This window comes from Streptomyces sp. NBC_00353, assembly GCF_036108815.1.
In the GTDB taxonomy this organism is placed as follows: Bacteria; Actinomycetota; Actinomycetes; order Streptomycetales; family Streptomycetaceae; genus Streptomyces.
Window position 1 is genome coordinate 3350836 of sequence record NZ_CP107985.1, and the last position, 18804, is coordinate 3369639.

Annotated in this window: 15 protein-coding genes; 4 read left to right on the plus strand and 11 right to left on the minus strand. The window is 69.3% G+C overall.

Annotated features, from left to right (window positions below; all coding sequences use genetic code 11):
- The first annotated feature begins 317 nt into the window (after positions 1 to 317).
- Positions 318 to 551 (plus strand): DUF7455 domain-containing protein, encoded by a 234-nt coding sequence (locus OHA88_RS15260; RefSeq protein ID WP_030927184.1) that lies wholly within the window; start codon positions 318 to 320, stop codon positions 549 to 551.
- A 106-nt stretch (positions 552 to 657) separates the two neighbouring features.
- Here OHA88_RS15260 and OHA88_RS15265 read toward each other — a convergent pair whose 3' ends face one another.
- The 6 genes from OHA88_RS15265 to OHA88_RS15290 all read right to left on the minus strand — a co-directional run bounded on the left by OHA88_RS15265 (position 658) and on the right by OHA88_RS15290 (position 8644).
- Positions 658 to 1488, minus strand: coding sequence for a S1 family peptidase (locus OHA88_RS15265; RefSeq protein WP_328625945.1), 831 nt, complete (start codon positions 1486 to 1488; stop codon positions 658 to 660).
- 130 nt (positions 1489 to 1618) lie between these two features.
- Complete coding sequence (locus OHA88_RS15270) at positions 1619 to 3169, minus strand: RNA polymerase sigma factor (RefSeq protein WP_326606124.1); 1551 nt, start codon at positions 3167 to 3169, stop codon at positions 1619 to 1621.
- Between the two features lie 323 nt (positions 3170 to 3492).
- Complete coding sequence (locus tag OHA88_RS15275) at positions 3493 to 4359, minus strand: FadR/GntR family transcriptional regulator (RefSeq protein WP_323181325.1); 867 nt, start codon at positions 4357 to 4359, stop codon at positions 3493 to 3495.
- Positions 4360 to 4540: 181 nt separating this feature from the next.
- Positions 4541 to 6322: an ATP-binding cassette domain-containing protein gene (locus OHA88_RS15280; protein WP_328625946.1), complete on the minus strand. Its 1782-nt coding sequence runs from the start codon at positions 6320 to 6322 to the stop codon at positions 4541 to 4543.
- Positions 6323 to 6433: 111 nt separating this feature from the next.
- Positions 6434 to 7198 carry an NUDIX hydrolase gene (locus OHA88_RS15285; protein WP_093777299.1) on the minus strand — a complete coding sequence of 255 codons (765 nt, stop codon included), beginning with the start codon at positions 7196 to 7198 and terminating at the stop codon, positions 6434 to 6436.
- Positions 7199 to 7336: 138 nt separating this feature from the next.
- Positions 7337 to 8644 carry a DUF4192 domain-containing protein gene (locus OHA88_RS15290; RefSeq protein ID WP_328625947.1) on the minus strand — a complete coding sequence of 436 codons (1308 nt, stop codon included), beginning with the start codon at positions 8642 to 8644 and terminating at the stop codon, positions 7337 to 7339.
- Between the two features lie 110 nt (positions 8645 to 8754).
- Between OHA88_RS15290 and OHA88_RS15295 the strand changes: the two genes are divergently transcribed.
- Both OHA88_RS15295 and OHA88_RS15300 read left to right on the plus strand, forming a co-directional pair.
- On the plus strand, positions 8755 to 10926 hold the full coding sequence (locus OHA88_RS15295; RefSeq protein ID WP_328625948.1) for a RecQ family ATP-dependent DNA helicase: 2172 nt from the start codon (positions 8755 to 8757) through the stop codon (positions 10924 to 10926).
- A gap of 217 nt (positions 10927 to 11143) precedes the next feature.
- Positions 11144 to 11767 carry a hypothetical protein gene (locus OHA88_RS15300; RefSeq protein ID WP_328625949.1) on the plus strand — a complete coding sequence of 208 codons (624 nt, stop codon included), beginning with the start codon at positions 11144 to 11146 and terminating at the stop codon, positions 11765 to 11767.
- 66 nt (positions 11768 to 11833) lie between these two features.
- Here OHA88_RS15300 and OHA88_RS15305 read toward each other — a convergent pair whose 3' ends face one another.
- The 3 genes from OHA88_RS15305 to OHA88_RS15315 form a co-directional block, all read right to left on the minus strand.
- The gene (locus tag OHA88_RS15305) at positions 11834 to 12454 is read right to left on the minus strand and encodes a hypothetical protein (protein WP_328625950.1); all 621 of its coding nucleotides are present in this window, start codon (positions 12452 to 12454) and stop codon (positions 11834 to 11836) included.
- A gap of 60 nt (positions 12455 to 12514) precedes the next feature.
- Positions 12515 to 13225 carry a ribonuclease HII gene (locus OHA88_RS15310; protein WP_328625951.1) on the minus strand — a complete coding sequence of 237 codons (711 nt, stop codon included), beginning with the start codon at positions 13223 to 13225 and terminating at the stop codon, positions 12515 to 12517.
- 116 nt (positions 13226 to 13341) lie between these two features.
- The gene (locus OHA88_RS15315; RefSeq protein WP_328625952.1) at positions 13342 to 13968 is read right to left on the minus strand and encodes a TetR/AcrR family transcriptional regulator; all 627 of its coding nucleotides are present in this window, start codon (positions 13966 to 13968) and stop codon (positions 13342 to 13344) included.
- Between the two features lie 233 nt (positions 13969 to 14201).
- On the opposite strand from OHA88_RS15315, the gene OHA88_RS15320 reads away from it, so the two are divergent.
- Entirely contained in the window at positions 14202 to 15755 is a 1554-nt protein-coding gene (locus OHA88_RS15320; protein WP_328625953.1) for an MFS transporter, read from the plus strand.
- 177 nt (positions 15756 to 15932) lie between these two features.
- Here the strand turns inward: OHA88_RS15320 and OHA88_RS15325 are convergent, their stop codons facing one another.
- Both OHA88_RS15325 and OHA88_RS15330 read right to left on the minus strand, forming a co-directional pair.
- Positions 15933 to 17705, minus strand: a complete 1773-nt coding sequence (locus OHA88_RS15325; RefSeq protein WP_328625954.1) for a DUF4153 domain-containing protein — start codon at positions 17703 to 17705, stop codon at positions 15933 to 15935.
- Between the two features lie 183 nt (positions 17706 to 17888).
- Entirely contained in the window at positions 17889 to 18800 is a 912-nt protein-coding gene (locus tag OHA88_RS15330) for an ADP-ribosylglycohydrolase family protein (RefSeq protein WP_328625955.1), read from the minus strand.
- Between the last annotated feature and the right edge of the window lie 4 nt (positions 18801 to 18804).

An 18804-nucleotide genomic window follows, 5' to 3' on the forward strand; every position in this document is an offset into this window, starting at 1 on the left:
CACAGTAGTCCAGCCTCGCATACGCGTTCGATCCCTCGTTGGAGTGACGCGCACATCACGTTCCCTTCGAGGCATGAACCATTTAGGCTCCGGGCACGTCCTCATGAACAAACCGGCAAGCCGGCCGGCCGGACGAACCGACCAAGACAAGCAACGCGAAACCGTAGCGCTACGCAATACGGCACATTCGCCGCCAACCGGCAACAGACAGCCATTTTGCGAAGAAGTTTCGAAGAAAAGCCACGAGCGGGAACGTTTTCGGCCTGGTTGGATGTTGACCCTGGTACGACAGCTCGTCGAGCTAGAGAAGAGGCGACGTGACTACTGTTCTGACCCCCGCGAGCCCGCTGACCGCAGCAGACCGCTGTGACCGTTGCGGCGCCCAGGCATATCTGCGCGTCGTCCTTATCAGCGGCGGTGAACTGCTCTTCTGCGCCCACCACGGTCGCAAGTTCGAGCCGGAACTCAAGAAGATCGCCGCGGAAATACAGGATGAGACGGACCGGCTGACGGCCGTGCAGGCCAATGCCGCCGAAGAGGAACAACACTGACACCTCGCATCCACGACGAGCCAGGGTCCGGTTCCTTACCGGCCGACGGGCGGCTCCCCCCTCGCGGGGGGAGCCGCCCGTTCTCATGCCCACGGAGCGGCGCCGGTCAGCTACTGCCTGCCATCCACCCGATGGCGGCGGAGATCCGCGTGTAGACGCCGGGAGTGCCCGGAAGCCCGCAACCGTTCCCCCAGGAGACCAGTCCGACGAGTCGCCCGCGAGCGACCAGCGGCCCTCCACTGTCTCCCTGGCACGCGTCGTGCCCGCCCAGCGTTTCGCCCGCGCAGAGCATCGCCGAGGCCTTGTACTTCCCTGCCCTGCCCCCCGGGTAAGCCCGTTCGCACGTGCTGTCCGGAAGGATGCTCACCTGGGCGGAGCGGAGCGACAACGAAAAGTCACCGCGCCCTGTCGTGTCTCCCCATCCATAGACCACGGCGCCGGGAGCCGGCTCATAGGCCTGGTCGCCTGCCGGGGCCATCGGGATCAAGCTCTGCTGAGGAAGCGCTTCGGCCAGGGTGAGCACCGCCAGATCACCGATATTGGTCGTGGGGTCGTATCCCGGGTTGATCCATGTCCCCTTCACCGCGATCTCATGGCCCCCGGTCCCGTTCAGCTCGTCCCGCCCGGCGATGATCCGCAGATCGCTCGCCTGACTCATATCGGTGCCGAGCTCCTCCTGGTTCAGGCAGTGCGCGGCAGTCAGCGCCTTCGTCGGAGCCACCATCACGGCGCCGCAGAACTGGCCCGCGCGGGTACTTCCGAAGTGGCTACGACTGGACAGCGCGACGACCCAGGGACTGTCCTTGACGTGCGCGGGCTGCCCGCCGATGACAATGCTGTCCGCAGCCGCCGGAACCGGGGAGCCGAGCGCTATCACGGCCGCGGCGGCAGTCAGGGCAAGTGCCCCGGTCATGGCGCAGGCGACGGTGCGGAACATGCGAACTCCTGACTCTGTGATGGATCATGCCCACTCAGAGTCATTCAGCGCGTCGACGACCGCACCTGCACATAGGCCGAAGGCCCGGTTCCGATGGGAACCGGGCCTTCGGTCCGAGTACTCCTGCGACCTAGTCGAGGTAGTCGCGCAGCACCTGCGAACGCGACGGGTGGCGCAGCTTCGACATGGTCTTCGACTCGATCTGGCGGATGCGCTCACGCGTCACGCCGTAGACCTTGCCGATCTCGTCGAGGGTCTTCGGCTGACCATCGGTGAGACCGAAGCGCATGGAGACCACGCCCGCCTCACGCTCGGAGAGCGTGTCGAGCACCGAGTGCAGCTGCTCCTGGAGGAGCGTGAAGCTGACCGCGTCGGCCGGGACGACCGCCTCGGAGTCCTCGATCAGGTCACCGAACTCGCTGTCCCCGTCCTCACCCAGCGGGGTGTGCAGGGAGATCGGCTCACGACCGTACTTCTGGACCTCGATGACCTTCTCGGGGGTCATGTCGAGTTCCTTGGCCAGCTCCTCCGGGGTGGGCTCGCGGCCCAGGTCCTGGAGCATCTGGCGCTGCACGCGCGCGAGCTTGTTGATGACCTCGACCATGTGCACCGGGATACGAATGGTGCGGGCCTGGTCGGCCATGGCGCGGGTGATCGCCTGACGGATCCACCAGGTGGCGTACGTGGAGAACTTGTAGCCCTTGGTGTAGTCGAACTTCTCGACCGCGCGGATCAGACCGAGGTTGCCCTCCTGGATCAGGTCCAGGAAGAGCATGCCGCGGCCGGTGTAGCGCTTGGCCAGCGAGACCACGAGACGGAGGTTGGCCTCCAGCAGGTGGTTCTTGGCGCGACGGCCGTCCTCGGCGATGATCTCCAGCTCGCGCTTGAGCTTCGGTGCGAGCTTGTCGGAGTTCGCCAGCTTGTCCTCGGCGAACAGACCCGCCTCGATGCGCTTGGCGAGCTCGACCTCCTGCTCGGCGTTGAGGAGGGGAACCTTGCCGATCTGCTTCAGGTAGTCCTTGACCGGGTCGGCCGTGGCACCGGCGACGGCGACCTGCTGCGCAGGCGCGTCGTCCTCGTCGTCGTCGGAGAGGACGAAGCCCTTGGTCTCGCCCTCGCCCTCCTCTTCGTCGCCCTTGCCTACCTGTACTTCCTCGGTCGCCTCGTCGCCGTCGAGCAGCTCGTCGGCGTCCTTCTTGCCGGACTTCTTCGTTGCTGTCTTCTTGGCCGCCGTCTTCTTCACGGCGGTCTTCTTGGCAGCCGTCTTCTTGGCTGCCGCCTTCTTCGCAGGGCTGGCCGCGGCGGCGTCGTCGGCCACCACGTCCACGGTCTCGGCCGACGGGGCGGCGGTGGCCGCGACGGTCCTCGTCACGGTCGTCTTGGCCGCGACAGTCTTGGTGGCGGTGCGCTTGACCGGGCTCTTCGCTGCGACGCTCTTGCGGGCGCGTTTCGGCGACTCCGCGGCACTGACCATCAGCGTCACACCCTCTTCCTCGAGGATCTGGTTGAGGCTGCGCAGAACATTCTTCCACTGGGTTGGCGGAATCTGGTCAGCCTCGAAGGCCCGACGCACGTCATCGCCGGCGATCTGCCCATCAGCCTTTCCCCGCTCGATGAGCGCCATCACAGACTCTGACTCGGCGATCTCCGGCGGGAGCGTACGGGATGTGCTGGCCGACACGAACAACCTCTCGGAACGATGGAAACGGCTTCCGGCCCGGCCCTGGAGAGGGCTGGAACCGACGACCGTCGGGCTGGGAATATACCGACGGCGCGGGCTTGGCCTCAGAACTGCACAGCGCGCCCAATGGCTGCTGTATTCCTTCCGCGGCGGTCACCTCTTAAGTCATCGCACTGTCTCGAGGAGTGTTACGCCCAATCCGCGTGGCCCGAGTCACACCTCATTTGCGACGAACATGACCAGGAACGACATCTCTCCACAATTGTGCCGCCGGACCGCGAGGGTCCGGCGACACGTGGTCCGTAACCCTGGCCGCGTTGCGCTCAGTGCTCGCGCGGCGCCGGCACCACTCGCTCCACCTCCGGGTGGACGACAAGAAGTTGGCGCATGGCCGCCTCGGCACCCGTCGCGTCGCCGGTGGCGAGGGCCTCGACGATCCGGGCGTGGTGGCCGAGGGACGCCTCGCCGGGACGGTCGCAGGCCGTGATCGGACCCCCCGAGACCTGCAGGGCGGCGGAAACGATGCCGGAGAGGTGTTCAAGCATGCGATTGCCGGCGGCCTGGATGAGCAGGGAGTGGAACTCGGCATCCGCCCGGGAGCAGGTGATCCCGTCACCCTGGGCAACCGCGTGTCCCATGATCTCGACCATGTCACCGAGGCGCTGCTGGATGTCCTCGCGACCGTGACCGGCGGCCAGGCGAGCAGCGAGCGGCTCGATCGTCCATCGGAGCTCACCCAGCTCACGGCGCTGGTCGTCACGCTGCGGACCGAAGGCTCGCCACTCGATGATGTCGGGGTCCAGCAGATTCCAGTCACTGACCGGGCGGACCCGGGTACCCACGTTCGGCCGGGCACTGACCAGGCCTTTGGCCTCAAGAACGCGCAGTGACTCGCGTACGACAGTGCGGGAGACCTCGAAACGCTGGCCGATCTCCTCCGGCACGAGCGGGCGGTCGGCGCCCAGATCACCGGAGACGATCATCTGACCCAGCTGCTGAACGAGTTGGCCGTGGAGGCCGCGGCCGCGGCTCGCCGAGCCCCGTCGGCCCACCCGGCCCAGCTCGGCGTCGGCGCCGTCCCAGGAACGAGCGGCTGCATGCTCGCCGGCCGGCGCCTCCGTATAGGGGTAGCGATCGAGATCACCCGAGCCGGCGAGGCCGGAGTCGACGGAGCGGGCGGCGGTCATCATGGTGTGCGCAAGGGTACTCACGCATCCTTTGTCGGCGCGGCCCAGCCACCCCTTGAGGTCTTTGGTGAAAAGCACACGAAAGGGTGATCGGCGCCAGCCCCCCAATTGACGCCTTATCCGTACAAAACGGGCACTTTTCAGGGAATTTCGCGCCCCTCGGCAGTCCGGGCACGTTCCGCGATCACCAACGAACCCTGCCGCGAAGACTGGTGAACAAATAAGCGCAGATCAGGACCGAGAGCGACAACGACAGCGCCACCCCCACGGGGTCCGTCACCACGCGCACGACAGTCACCATCCATCGGTCCACCACGTGCGGCCACTGCACCCAGGCCAGTTCGCGGAGCCTGGCCGGAAGTCCGAGCATCGAATGTGCGGTCGACCCCGCCGGCACCTTCTCCATGAGCGGAACGACGAGCACGGGAACGGCGAGTACCGCGGAAATTCCGGCGGACGTGACCCTGAAGATTCCGGCGGCCAGCAGACCGGCCCAGGCGCAGCCGACGTTCAGGCCCGCCCAACTCGCCGCGAGATAGGTCGCATTCGACGGGACCCGGATCAAGTCGCCTCCGTACAAGAGATGGAGGACTTCCTCGGATGCCAGGACGGTCAGCAGCGCGAGCAGCACCGCGACGCCCGCCGAAACGATCAGCTTGGCCAGCAGCAGGCCGATGCGGCGGGGAACGGTGCCTCGACCCGCCGCGAGCGCCGGGTAGCGGAACTCGTCGCCGAACGAGAGCGCTCCGAGCAGCCCGGCGCCGAATGCGACAGGCGGCAGCGGCAGCGTCGACGGCCAGGCGGCGAGCACATCGGGGAGCCGGGCATGGCCGCCGCGGGCGAGCAGGACCGAGAGACCCACCGAGACGACCAGAACGACAGCCGTGATCACCGCCGTTGTTCTGACACCGAGGAGTCGGCGCAGTTCATAGCGCAGCGGTTGGAGCGGGCCACGGGCCGGACGCCGTCGGACCGGCGGCGGCAGTTCCGACGCGGACGCGGTTGACGCGGGCCCCGGTCCGGCCTCCGGATCGGTGACCGGCGACTCCGGACGAGGCGCGGCCCCTGGCCCGGAAGGGCCGGCGGTGACCGGGCCGGTGTCACCGATCTCGTCGGCCAGCTGATGAACGGGTACGCCGTGACGGAATGCCGTGTCCCCGATCTCCGCGCAGCTGCTGCCGTACACCGACAGACGACTGCTCGCTTCGGCGACCACCTCGACGGATCGCTGCGCCGCTCGCGCCTCACGGCTGACGATCGTGGCGAGCCGGGCAGCGTGCGGGGTACGGACAACGACGCGGGGGCGCAGCCGGGTACGGGAGAAGGCGGCGCTGCCCTGGTCGGCGACGAGACGTCCGGAGTCGACCGTGACCACGCGGTCGGCCGTCCGCGCGGCTTCCTTGGGGTCGCGGGTGGTGTAGAGAACCGTCCCGCCCCGGGCGGCATGGGCGCGCAGCAGCCCGTGCAGCCAGCTCTTCTCGTGCGGGGAGAGCCCCTCTCCGGGGTCGTCGAGGATCAGCGCATGGGGGTCGCCGAGCAGCGCCGCGGCGAGACCGAGCCTGCGGTCCATACCGACCGACATCGCGCCGATGCGCTGGTCACGCAGCGCGGCGAGGCCGACGGTCTCGAGCAGCTCGTCGGCCCGGGAGGCGGGCACCCCCGCGGCGGCGCAGAGCATACGGAGCTGGCCACGGGCGGTACGAGCGGGGTGACCGGGTACGTCTCCGAGGAGCACTCCCACCTCACGGGCGGGGTGCGGGATGCGGTGCAGCGGTCTGCCGCGGAAGTAGGTGATCCCCCGCCCCGGTTCGATGTCGAGCATCAGACGAAGGGCCATGGTCTTGCCGGAGCCGGGGGCACCGAGGAGCGCGGTGACGGCGCCCGGCCCGGCTTCGAAAGTGAGGTCGTCCACGGCGGGCGGAAGCCCGCGGTGGGGAGCGCTGGTGAGTCCGATGGCCTGGAGCATCGCTTCTCTCGCGGAAGGTGAGACCGCTCGGCGGCAGGGTGATTACCGCAGCAAGATAACGCGACATTTAGGACTTTTAGTGCAGCATCGGACTCGCGGGCGTTCCGCAGGTCAGACTTCGGGCCTCAGCATCGGCGGATTGAGCACCGTGGCCGCGCCGGCCCGGAAAAGCTGGGCCGGACGCCCGCCCTGGCGGGTGGTGGTTCCACCGGCAGGCACCAGGAATCCGGGCGTACCCGTCACCTTGCGGTGGAAGTTCCGCGGATCGAGGACCACGCCCCACACCGCCTCGTACACCCGACGGAGCTCGCCGACCGTAAACGCCGGCGGGCAGAAGGCGGTGGCCAACGAGGAGTACTCGATCTTGGAACGGGCCCGCTCGACACCGTCGGCGAGGATCTGCGCATGGTCGAAGGCCAGCGGGGCCTGCTGCTCACCCTCGCGACCGTAGCCGCCCTCCGGTCCGAGCAGGTCGTCGACGGGCGCCCACCGCGCACTGTTCGCATCACCGCCCGCACGGGGGGCGGGCAGGTCGGGTGCCAGTGCCAGGTGGGCGACGCTGACGACCCGCATCCGCGGGTCCCGCTTGGGGTCGCCGTAGGTGGCGAGCTGTTCGAGATGGGCACCGTTGCCGACGGCCGGGGCCGCCGGGTCGTGGGCGCACAACCCGGTTTCCTCGGCCAGCTCGCGTGCCGCCGCGGCCCCGAGGTCCTCATCAGCCTTGACGAAGCCGCCGGGCAGCGCCCACCGGCCCTGGAACGGCGACTCACCACGGCGAACCACCAGCGCACACAACGCATGGCGGCGCACGGTGAGCACAACGAGGTCGACGGTGACAGCGAAGGGCGGGAAGGTCGACGGGTCGTAGGGCGGCATGCCGTGATCATAGTCGTCTGCCTGACGATAAACACTCCCTTCGTCACGCTCTTCATCCCTCCCGGACCAAGTGCCCTTCGCTGCCCGCTCCCTCCACTCACCTTGCTCCTGACGTCAGGCGCCACACCGCGCCCCCGGTCACGGCTGTCGGCCGCTCCTGGTCCCGCCCCGGCCGTCCGCCCGAGACTCCCGGGCACGCCGTCGGGCAGCCGCCGTTCCGGGACGGACGGTGCCGGACTGCGCCCTCTTCCGCCTCACGGCCGGCGGGCGCACCGCGCGGGGCACTGCACTCCGCTCCGTACGGTGACTGCTTCGGCCCGTCCGGTCACTGCGCTCCCCGCGCAGACAACGACGCAGGGTTTCCGGGTCGAGTCCTTGGTTGCACGCCTGGTGGAGAAGTTGAGCGAAGGTGTACTCGGGGTCCGCCCGCAGAGCCAGGCCCAGAGCCACCCGTGCACCCGGTTCGTCGCCGGTGGACCAGGAGACCCAGCCCGCCAGGGTGAGCGGCGCCGCGGCATGCTCCCCGTACGGTCCGACGCAGCGACGCGAGAGCGCCCGCCACAACCGCAAGGCGGATTCCGCTTCCGACCCCTCCATCCATTCGGCGGCCTTGTCACGGGTCTCCCGGTCCTGCAGGCCGAGGATCACCGCGGCGGCCTCGTCATGGCTGATCAGGGAGTCGTCCTGGATGTCCGCGGCGGAGGGCGTCGTCGTCGGCGCCTCCCGGAGGCGTTTCATCAGCGCACGGGCGAGCACCAGCGTCGCGCGGGCCACCTCCTTGCGTCCCTCCTCATCGAGGATCCTCGGCACCAGAGCGGCGCCCGCCGAGTCCAGAGCCCTTGACTGATCCGCCACGGACGGGGTCTTCAGGGGAGTGAGCCTGGCTTCCATCTCCCGCAGAGATCCCCGCACTTGAATGCCCGCATAGGTGGCGGCGGCCGCCATCACCGAGGTGCCGGGGAGGGAGAGCGAGTTCCCGTCGGCCGGACAGCAGCGCGGGTCGGGGCAGCAGTAGGACCAGTACCGGCCGCCGGAGATGCAGAGCGCTTCGAGTACGGGTACGTCGAGAGCTCCACAGGCCGTGCGCAGACGTTGGGCCAGCGGCCGCAGCCGCTCCATCACCTGGCCCGGGGCCTCCCCGTCGGCAGGATCCTGACAGAGAAAGATGACGATCGCCTCGGGACGCTCCCCACGCCGCTCGCTGCCCTTGACCAGACACTCGGCGAGCTGCTCAGCGGTGGACGGCCATTCTTGCGGTGACTGCGGAATTCCGAGCCTGAGCCGCCCGCCGAAGCGGCCGCGGCCGCCGTGCAGGGCGACCATGACCACACTGTCGTTCGGATAGAACCCCATGAGATACGGGAGGGCATCGGCGAGTTCGGCGGGCCCGCGCAGAGTGATCTGCTGCTCGTCGGTCGGCCCGGTGGATTCGTGGTGCTTGTTCATGGCACGACCGTCCCGCGAGCGGCAGAATCCCGCGACCCCCTGTGGATAAGTTGTCCACAGGTCCGCGGGGTCGTTCGCGGTTTGTCACACCCATCGGGTTGCATGGGGGCATGACCAACGCAGACCGCGCAGAGCTCAGGGCTTCGGCCGATTCCGTACTGGCCCGACTCGTCGGGGACGCCACCGACACTGCCCGGCTGCGCGAGGACCAGTGGCGGGCCATCGAGGCCCTGGTCGCGGACAGGCGCAGAGCGCTGGTCGTCCAGCGGACCGGCTGGGGCAAGTCCGCCGTGTATTTCGTCGCGACCTCGCTGCTGCGGGCGCAGGGCAGCGGCCCGACGGTGATCGTCTCGCCGTTGCTCGCACTGATGCGCAACCAGGTAGCGGCCGCGGCCCGGGCCGGGATCACCGCCCGCACGATCAACTCGTCCAATACCGAGGAGTGGGACACCGTCCAGGCCGAGGTGGCGGCAGGGGAAGTGGATGTACTGCTCGTCAGCCCCGAGCGGCTCAACAACCCCGACTTCCGGGACCAGGTCCTGCCCCGGCTGGCTGCCGCGACAGGGCTGCTCGTGGTCGACGAGGCGCACTGCATCTCCGACTGGGGCCACGACTTCCGGCCGGATTACCGCCGGCTGCGGACCATGCTCGCCGATCTCCCGGCGGGCGTACCCGTGCTCGCGACGACCGCCACTGCGAACGCGCGGGTGACCGCGGATGTCGCCGAGCAGCTCGGTACGGGCGCGGGCACGGACGCGCTGGTGCTGCGTGGGCCTCTCGACCGCGAGAGTCTCAGCCTCGGCGTGCTCCAACTGCCGAACGCCGCACACCGGCTGGCCTGGCTGGGTGATCATCTCAAGGAGCTCCCGGGCTCCGGGATCATCTACACGCTCACCGTCGCGGCCGCTGAGGAGATCACGGCGTATCTGCGCCAGTGCGGGCATACCGTGGCCTCCTACACCGGCCGCACCGAGAACGCAGACCGGCAGCAGGCGGAGGACGATCTCCTGGCCAACCGGGTCAAGGCCCTGGTCGCAACGTCCGCGCTCGGTATGGGATTCGACAAGCCCGACCTCGGCTTCGTCGTGCACCTCGGCTCCCCCTCCTCCCCCATCGCCTACTACCAGCAGGTGGGCCGTGCGGGCCGAGGCGTCGAGCATGCCGAGGTGCTGCTGCTCCCAGGTAGGGAGGACGAGGCGATCTGGCAGTACTTCGCATCGGTTGCCTTCCCCCCGGAGGAGCAGGTCCGGCGGACGATCGATGTGCTCGCCCAGGCCGGGCGGCCGCTCTCGCTGCCTGCTCTGGAGCCGCTGGTCGAGCTGCGGCGCACCCGCCTGGAGACCATGCTCAAGGTCCTCGACGTCGACGGTGCGGTCAAGCGGGTGAAGGGCGGCTGGATCGCCACGGGAGAGCCCTGGGTCTACGACTCCGAGCGCTATGCCTGGGTGGCTCGCCAACGGTCAGCCGAGCAGCAGGCGATGCGCGACTACGCAACGACGACCGGCTGCCGGATGGAGTTCCTCCGTAGCCAGCTGGACGACGAGGAAGCGGCGGCGTGCGGACGCTGCGACAACTGCGCGGGCGCGCGCTTCGACGACGAGGTGTCGACGGCGGCTCTGGACACCGCCCGGGGCGAGCTCGGCAGGCCGGGCGTGGAGGTGGAGCCCCGCAAGATGTGGCCGACCGGTCTCGCCGCGGTCGGCGTCGACCTCAAGGGCCGTATCCCGACGGGCGAACTGTCCTTCTCGGGGCGCGCCCTCGGCCGGCTCTCCGACATCGGCTGGGGCAACCGGCTGCGTCCGATGCTGGCGGCGCAGACGCAGGACGCCCCGGTACCGGACGATGTGGCGAACGCGGTGGTGACAGTGCTGGTCGACTGGGCCAAGGGACCGGGCGGCTGGGCATCCGGCAACGCCGATGCCGCACCCCGGCCCGTCGGCGTCGTCACGGTCGCCTCGCACAGCAGACCGCAGCTCATCCAGTCGCTCGGCAGCCGTATCGCCGAGGTCGGCCGGATGCCACTGCTCGGCAGCGTCACTTACGCGCCAGGAGCGGCCGAGGTGCGGATCTCCCGGACCAACAGCGCGCAACGGGTGCGGGCTCTGCACGAGGCTCTCGTCGTGGAGCCGGAACTGGCCGAGGCGTTGGCGTCGGCGGGGGGCCCGGTGCTGCTCGTGGATGATCTCTCGGACACGGGCTGGACGCTTGCCGTGGCATCCCGGCTGCTGCGCCGGGCCGGGGCGGAGGGAGTGTTTCCGCTGGTCCTCGCTGTTCAGGCGTGACACGGGGAGTCATCCGTCCACGATCTGGGCAGGGATATCCGTGTCATTCCGGCTGATTCCCGTCAGCCTCGCCAATTGCTCGTTGCCGCCTGCCGATACGCCAGGGAGAATTGAACTCGCTCCCCGCACGGTCCTTTCGCGGCCCGGAAGGGCTGTGCCGCGGTGCGCCCCCACCCGACCCTGCCCGCACCGTGGGCGCGTATGCGAAGGGAGGACCGTGACCTTCGGATTCGCTCCGTCCGCAGCCACTTCGGTGTCCGCCGACTCCGTCAACCGCCTTGCCCGAATGCTCGAACCGGCCGAATGGGCCGCTGCAGGCATACCGTTGCTGCGCAGCCCGCGCGAGGTCGTCAGCGGACTGCACGCCCGGCACCGGCCGACTCCGGCAACTGCCGTCGTCGCCGTGCTCGACCACGAGGAACGCCTCACGGCCAGCGCGTCGTTCACCCGCCGCCCCGTAGCCGCGGACGGCTGGGAGTTCCGTAACGCGCTGCTGGCGCATCTGCGCCGGGTCATCCCGCACGATCTGCGACGCCGCACGCCCGTGCGGACTGCGGTACTGCTCTACTGCCGCGAGGGGGACGAGCGGTGGACGGAGGAGGACGGGGCGTGGATGTGGGGTCTGCGAGACGCCTGCACCCTGCACGGCCTTCGGTGCGGTGCGTACATCACGCTGACCCATGGCGGGTGGCAGGTGCTGGGCGAGGGCCGCGGTGGCCGTCGGCCCAACTCCACGTCAGCGCCTTCGTCTCTCGCCGACACGGTGGGCGAGCACGACCCGTTTCCGCTGCGCACCGGCGGCGGGGCGACGGAGGCACTGCGCCGTACCGCGGCCCGCTGACACGAGCCGTCGGCCCGGCCGCCCCGTCGGGCAGCCGGGTCACCACGGTCGTACGTGCCGTACGGCTCAGACGCCGACGCCGAGCACGGTGTTGATCTGCTGCGGGTCACCGCAGACGATCAACAGCGCCCCGGCGCGCTTCTGCGCGAGGAGCAGCGAACCGGCAGCGGCGTCATCGGCCGCTCCGTTGACCGCGACGATCACCACGGGACGGGCCTGCACCCGGTCCGCGCCCGCGGCACCGGCGAAGAAGACATCGTCACCGGCCTCGTGCTGGGCCCAGTAGGCGGCCTCTCCGAAGGAGAGCTCGTGCACGGCCCACGGGTGATGTTCACCGGTGGTGAGCACCAGGATGTCGCCCGGTGCGCGTCCGGAGTCGAGCAGCAGATCGACTGCCTCGTCGGCGGCGTCGAGCGCGCCGCCGGCCGGGGCCGGGATCAGCTGGATCTGCGGCACGGAACGGCTCTCCGAGCGGGCCGCCTGAGGCTGAACGGCGGTGGGGTGCGGGCGTTGCGCGGGGGGCGCGGGCCTCGCGGGACCGGGACCCGGACGACCGGGGCGCGGCATGGCCGCGGAACGCGGACCTGGTACGGGACGGGGGGTCGGCGCGGTACGGCCTGCGGCCGGAGTGACGCGGGGACCCTGGGCGCTCTCGTGAATCTGAGGCTCCTCGGGGATGAGAGGCATGGGTGGTTGTCTATCAAACGCCGACGCAATGAGCATCAGCGGGTGGGCACAAATGCGCGATCAGAAGTCGAAGCCGAGCTGGCCCCCGCTTTCCAGTGCAGCCGCCTCGGCGGAGAAGCGGACCTTCTTCAGGTGCTGCCACTTGGGCAGCGCGTCGAGGTAGGACCACGAGAGGCGGTGGTGGGGCGTAGGCCCCAGCGCCTCCAGAGCGGCCCTGTGCACGGGGGACGGGTAGCCGGCATTGGCACCGAAGGCGTAGGCGGCGTAGTCCCCCGATTCCGCTCCCAGTTCGGCCATCATCGCGTCCCTGTGGACCTTCGCGATCACCGAGGCGGCCGCGACTGCGACACAGGACTGGTCGCCCTTGATGACGGTTCGGACCGTCCAGGGCTCGCCCAGGTAGTCGTGCTTGCCGTCGAGTATCACCGCGTCGGGGCGCACCGGCAGCGCTTCGAGGGCGCGGACAGCGGCGAGGCGCAGGGCCGCGGTCATCCCGAGGTCGTCGATCTCCTGCGGCGAGGCGTCTCCGAGACCGTAGGCGGTGACCCAGCCCTCGAGCAGCGGCGCCAGCTCGGCGCGGCGCTTGGGGCTGATCAGCTTGGAGTCGGTGAGTCCGGCAGGAGGCTTGCGGAGGCCGGTGACGGCCGCACACACGGTGACCGGTCCCGCCCACGCTCCGCGTCCGACCTCGTCGACACCGGCGACGGTCTTGGCACCAGTGGTAGCGCGCAGTGAGCGCTCGACGGTGTGCGTGGGTGGTTCGTACGGCATGGCGCCAGCCAGCGTACGCCGACGAGAACGCCGAGAACACCCCGGGGCGCCGGACCGTTGTGCCGCCCGCGCCGCCCCAACCGGGATGCTCACGGCCCGGCCGCCGGCCGTCGCGTTCAGTTGCCGGAGGAGCGGAACAACGGCACCACGACCTGATCGATCATTTCGGCGAGCTCCCCGTCCGTCCATTCGCTGCCGCACACCTTGCTGCGGTACATCATCATTGCGGGGATCACTTCGAAGGACAGCTCGCTCGTGGCATCGGAGCGGACGTCGCCACGCGCGATCCCACGGCCGACCACCTCCCGGAGGAGCTCGGTCGACGGCTGGATCACCCCTTTGAGGATCACCGACTGGAACCGCTCGGCGGAGCTTGCGTCGCACTCGTGAAGTACGGAACGCAGCGCGCATCCGGGCTTGGAAAGCATGGCGTCGCGCAGCCGCCGACAGAGCTGGTAGAGATCTTCGCGAACGCTGCCGAAGTCGGGCGCCTCACCGAGCGCCGGCAGTGCCGCCTGCAGCGCGTCGGCCACCAGGTCCTCCTTCGAGGGCCATCGCCGGTAGACCGCCGCCTTCCCTGTCTGGGCCCCGGCGGCGACACCCTCCATCGTCAGCCCGTTCCAGCCCACGGTGCTCAGCTGTTCCAGCGCGGCATCGAGGATCGCGCGTTCCAGAACAGGCCCGCGGCGACGCGGTGACGCCATCGACGGCCGAGCGGCGGCCGCCGAGCGCGAAGTAACCATCAGCTCTTCTCCATCGAAACAGGTCGGACGGTGAGGCGGGATCAGGACGTGGAGGCGGACCGAGACACATCGGAACCGATCGCCATCCGACCGATCAGGCGGACTGAGCAATTCCGCCGGCGTCCCGGCAACAGCAGGATGCAGTGAACGCTTGCGTTCACTGACGGGGACTCACTACCGTTGACGAGACAGTGAACGCTTCCGTTCACTAATTCACTTGTGGGGGATCCATAGTGACAACCTCTCAGTTAGAAGCACAGAGTCCGCCGGGCGCGGCCCGACGGCAGGGGCGACGGGGGATCGCCCTCACGGTCATCGCCGCATGTCAGTTGATGGTTGTGCTCGATGCCACGATCGTCAACATCGCGCTCCCGCACATCCAGGACGCGCTCAGCTTCTCCACCACCGATCTGTCCTGGGTCCTCAGCGCCTACACGCTCACTTTCGGTGGCCTGCTGCTCCTCGGCGGCAGGGCCGGTGACATCCTCGGCCGCCGCCGGGTCTTCATAGCCGGAATCCTGGTCTTCACCCTTGCTTCCCTGCTGGGCGGACTGGCCCAGGAACCTTGGCAATTGCTCGCGGCCCGGGCCCTCCAGGGCGTCGGCGGAGCCATCGCCTCACCGACGTCACTCGCCCTGATCACCACCACGTTTCCCGAAGGCCCCGAGCGGAACCGCGCGTTCGGAGTCTTTGCCGCGGTTTCGGCGGGTGGCGGCGCGATCGGCCTGCTGGCCGGCGGAATGCTCACCGAATGGCTCGACTGGCGTTGGGTCTTCTTCGTCAACGTACCGATCGGTGTGCTGATCGCGGTCCTGGCACCCATGTACATCAGCGAGTCCGAGAAGCATCCCGGCCGCTTCGACGTCTCGGGCGCCCTGACCTCGACCCTCGGCATGGCCTCGCTGGTGTACGGATTCATCCGGGCATCAGAGGAGGGCTGGCGGGACTCCTTGACCGTGGGGTCCTTCGGCGCCGCGGTGGTACTCCTCGCCGCATTCGTACTCATCGAGATGCGGGCGAAGGAACCGATCACCCCACTGCGGATGTTCGCCGACCGCAACCGGTCGGGGACGTACCTCATCATGCTCAGCCTGGCCGCCGCCATGGTCGGCATGTTCTTCTTCATCGTCCTGTTCGTGCAGAACGTGCTGAGCTACAGCCCCATCGAGTCGGGTCTGGCCTTCCTGCCCGTGACAGTCGCCATCATCACGGGCGCAGGCCTGTCGCAGCGGCTGCTGCCGGTGCTCGGCCCCAAGCCGTTCATGATCACCGGTTCGACACTCACCGGAATCGGCCTCTTCTGGCAGACATTCGTCTCGTCCGACAGTTCCTACGCGAGCGGGGTGCTGGGGCCGATGCTCCTGTTCGGCTTCGGTATGGGCCTCAACTTCGTCACGCTGACCCTGACCGCTGTCTCCGGGGTCGCGCAGCACGAGGCCGGTGCGGCGTCCGGACTGCTCAATGCCAGCCAGCAGGTGGGTGGTTCGCTGGGGCTGTCCATCCTGGTGACGGTCTTCGGCACGGCGAGCCGCAACGAGGCGGAGAAGCAACTTCCGTCGTTCATGGCGCAGGCGACGCCGGAGCAGAAGGCGAAATTCGCCGAGACACACGAGTTGCCCGCGCCCTGGGGACACGAGGTGCTCACGCAGGGCATTTCGACGGCGTTCACGGCAGCGGTGGCGATGGCCGCACTCGCCCTGCTGACTGCGGTGTTGGTGATCCGGGTACGCAGGAGCGATCTGGATGCGCTGAGCGGCAAGGCGTCCGCGGGTGGCCCTGGAGCCTAGCGTCGCCACGCCTGTGCGGCACCGGTACGCCGGGCGGCGCGCAGGCACAGGCACGCGCACCGGCGCAGGTGCAGGCCGTCCACGGGGATGCGGCCTGCACCTGCCCGGATCGCCGGGTACCGCTCGGCGATCCGGATCAGCACGGGGCGTAGGGGGCGTCATCCGTAGGCGACGTCATCAGTACGGATCGTACGTATCGTCTTCGTAACCGCCCCGATCGCCGCCGTCCTCACCGCTTCCAAGCCCCGCGCAGTCCGTCACGGGAGCGTTCGCGCTCCGGTTCTCCAGAATGTCGCGTGCCCGCGCCTCGCCCCAGCTGGTGGCGTACCAAGGAGCGTCGGACACGCGCAGCGTGCGCTGGATCTCGCCGAGGGCACACGACCGCAGCGGTTCGGGCAGTGTGTCGAGGGCCGGTACGGCGTCGGCCGAGAGGCCACGGAGGTAGTCGATGTCGATCGCATGGTTGTTGCGGTAGCGCTGAACGTTCTGTTCCGCGATCAGCCCGTCGGGCGAGACCAGACCGAACACCAGCACACCGACGGCCGCGCTCGCAGCCACGGCGCGCGGCAGCAAGCGGGCGCCGAACACACCCGCCGCCATGATCAGGATCAGCACCACGCCCAGCCACAGCTCCACCGCGGCCACGGATATGCGCAGCCGGGTCAGACCGTACGCATCGACGTACAGCTCCATGCGTCGCAGCGCGGAGGCCACCACCACAAGGGTGAGCAGGCACAGCGTGCCGAGGACGATCCGCACGAGAGTCCGGTCGCGCGCTTCACCACGAGGGGCCCAGCGCAGAGCGAGCGCGATCACGAGGAGGGTGAGCAGTGTCGCCCACAACAACTGCCAGAAGCCCTGGCGGGCGTATGCGGAGTAGCTGAGATCGGTCTCGGCCATCACCTTGTCGTATCCGCCGAGCAACACGGTGAGCTGGATGGCGATGAAGACGGCGAAGAGCAGATTCAGCACGATGAGCGGAAGCGCCCACTCCAGCCGGCCGCGGGCCTTGCCCGCCCGCACGGTGATGCGGTCCCAGCGGATGGGGGCAGCAGCGGTGTAGGCGGCTGTGAGCGCACCGACCAGACCGACCACGAAGAGGAAGAACCTCCAGGGGCTGTCGCCCAACGACACATCGGGGATCAAATTGCCGAGCACATCGGCGAACGCGGCATCCGCGCTCGCGAACAGTGCTCCGAAGACGATGAGCAGGACAACGGCCACCGCGGTGGACCGGAAGGCGACACCCCATCGACCGCGAGAACCTGCCATCCGGTCGCGAATGCCCAGCCCGCCCCATCTCACTCCCTCGACGGCGGAGGAGAACAGGCCCACCGAACCGAGGAACACCCCGAGCCAGCTGCGGCTGCCGTGCAGGGTGAGCGAGCCCAGCGCGACGGCTGACACCACAGCGAGGAAGGTGGGCCAGCCCGCGTCCCGGAGCGCCGGGACGATGAGCAGTGACAGACCGCCCAGTGCCCAGACAGCGGACCAGGGCCGGAGCCGTCGACCCGCGGCCTCTGCGGCGAAGAAGGCCGCGAGCGCGGCGGGAACCGCGACGATCAGCAGGTTCAGGCCGAGGCCGTCCCCCAGCAACAGGCCACTGAGGAGCGCGGTGGCCGCGACCGACCAGAGTGTGGCGTTGCGGATGGCGACCGGCGGGGCCGGGCGCAGCCGCGCAACCGTGCCGGCCTGCTGTCGGCGGCTCTGCCAGGGGTTGGGCGGCGGATGCGGTTGCCATCCTTGCTGCACGTACGCCGGGTCCTTCGGCGGTTCCGGGACGGCGTCGCCGGAATCGGGCACGCTCGGCGCTGCGGAGCTGCCGGGCGACTCGGTGGCCACCGACGGCTCCGGCGACTTCGAGGACTCCGGCGCCACCGACGGCTCCCGCGGGCGGGACGACTCGGGCGCCTCTGGCTTCCGGGACGACTCTGACGTGTGATCGGACATGGGACCCCCTCCCACCGAGTTCCGCTCGCTCAGCTGCTGAGCAGCGCGAGCACCTCGGCTCTCATTCGGCGCACGACCGTCACGATGATCATTGACGGCGGCGTGGCCGAAAGGGTAGCCCTCCAGTACCGCTCTCAGACGTGCGCGGCAGGGATGTGGCAGTACCGTGACAGTCGAGACGGGTCAGCTGAGACCCGGCCGGGGAAGCCAGCCCGGCAGCTCTTCCGTCTGTGCCGACCAGGCGGCCGGCGGGGCTCCCGCCTTGCTTGCCGCGATGACCCCGCCGACGATTGCGCAGGTCGTGTCGACATCGCCACCGGCCTGAGCGGTCACCCAGAAGGCCTGCTCGAAGTCGCCGAGGCTCCGTGCCGCCGACCAGAGAGCGAACGGCACTGTGTCATGTGCACTTGTACGACGGCCGTTGCCGAGAACCGCCGCGACGGTCCCGGCATCGTTGTAGTCGAGCATGTCGCGCGCCCGGCGCAGCCCGGCGCCGACCGCACTGCGCGGCACGAGGGCGATGACCCCGTCGAGGAGATCGGTCGGCGTCGGCGGCCCGCCGGGCGCGGCGGCGAGCGAGGCGGCAGCCGCGACAGCCATCGCCCCCACGACGGCCTCGCGGTGCTGATGCGTGGTGTACGAGGAGATCTCGGCCTGGTGGGTGGCCTGCTCGGGGTCGTCCGCGTACCAGGCGCCGAGGGGCGCGATACGCATGGCGGAACCATTGCCCCAGGAGCCCTGTCCCTGGAAGAGCGCGGACGCCAGCTCGCGCCAGTCGCCGCCCTCCCGGACCAGCCGCAGCAGCCGGTTCACAGCAGGGCCGTATCCCCGGTCGAAGTCGTGGTGGTCGGCGAACGAGTGGGCCAGCGCGTCCTGGTCGATGCGGTTGTGCCCGGCGAGCACGGCCAGGACGGAGCAGGCCATCTCCGTGTCATCGGTCCATTGCCAGGGGCCGAGCGGCAATGCGCACTGCTTCAGCAGCGGATAGTTGGCGGGCACAAAGAACTGGGAGCCCAGAGCGTCCCCCACGGACAGCCCCCGCAGGCTGGCCAGGGCGCGTTCGAAGCGTTGGGCGGAAGCGGAGTCAACGGTCATCGCC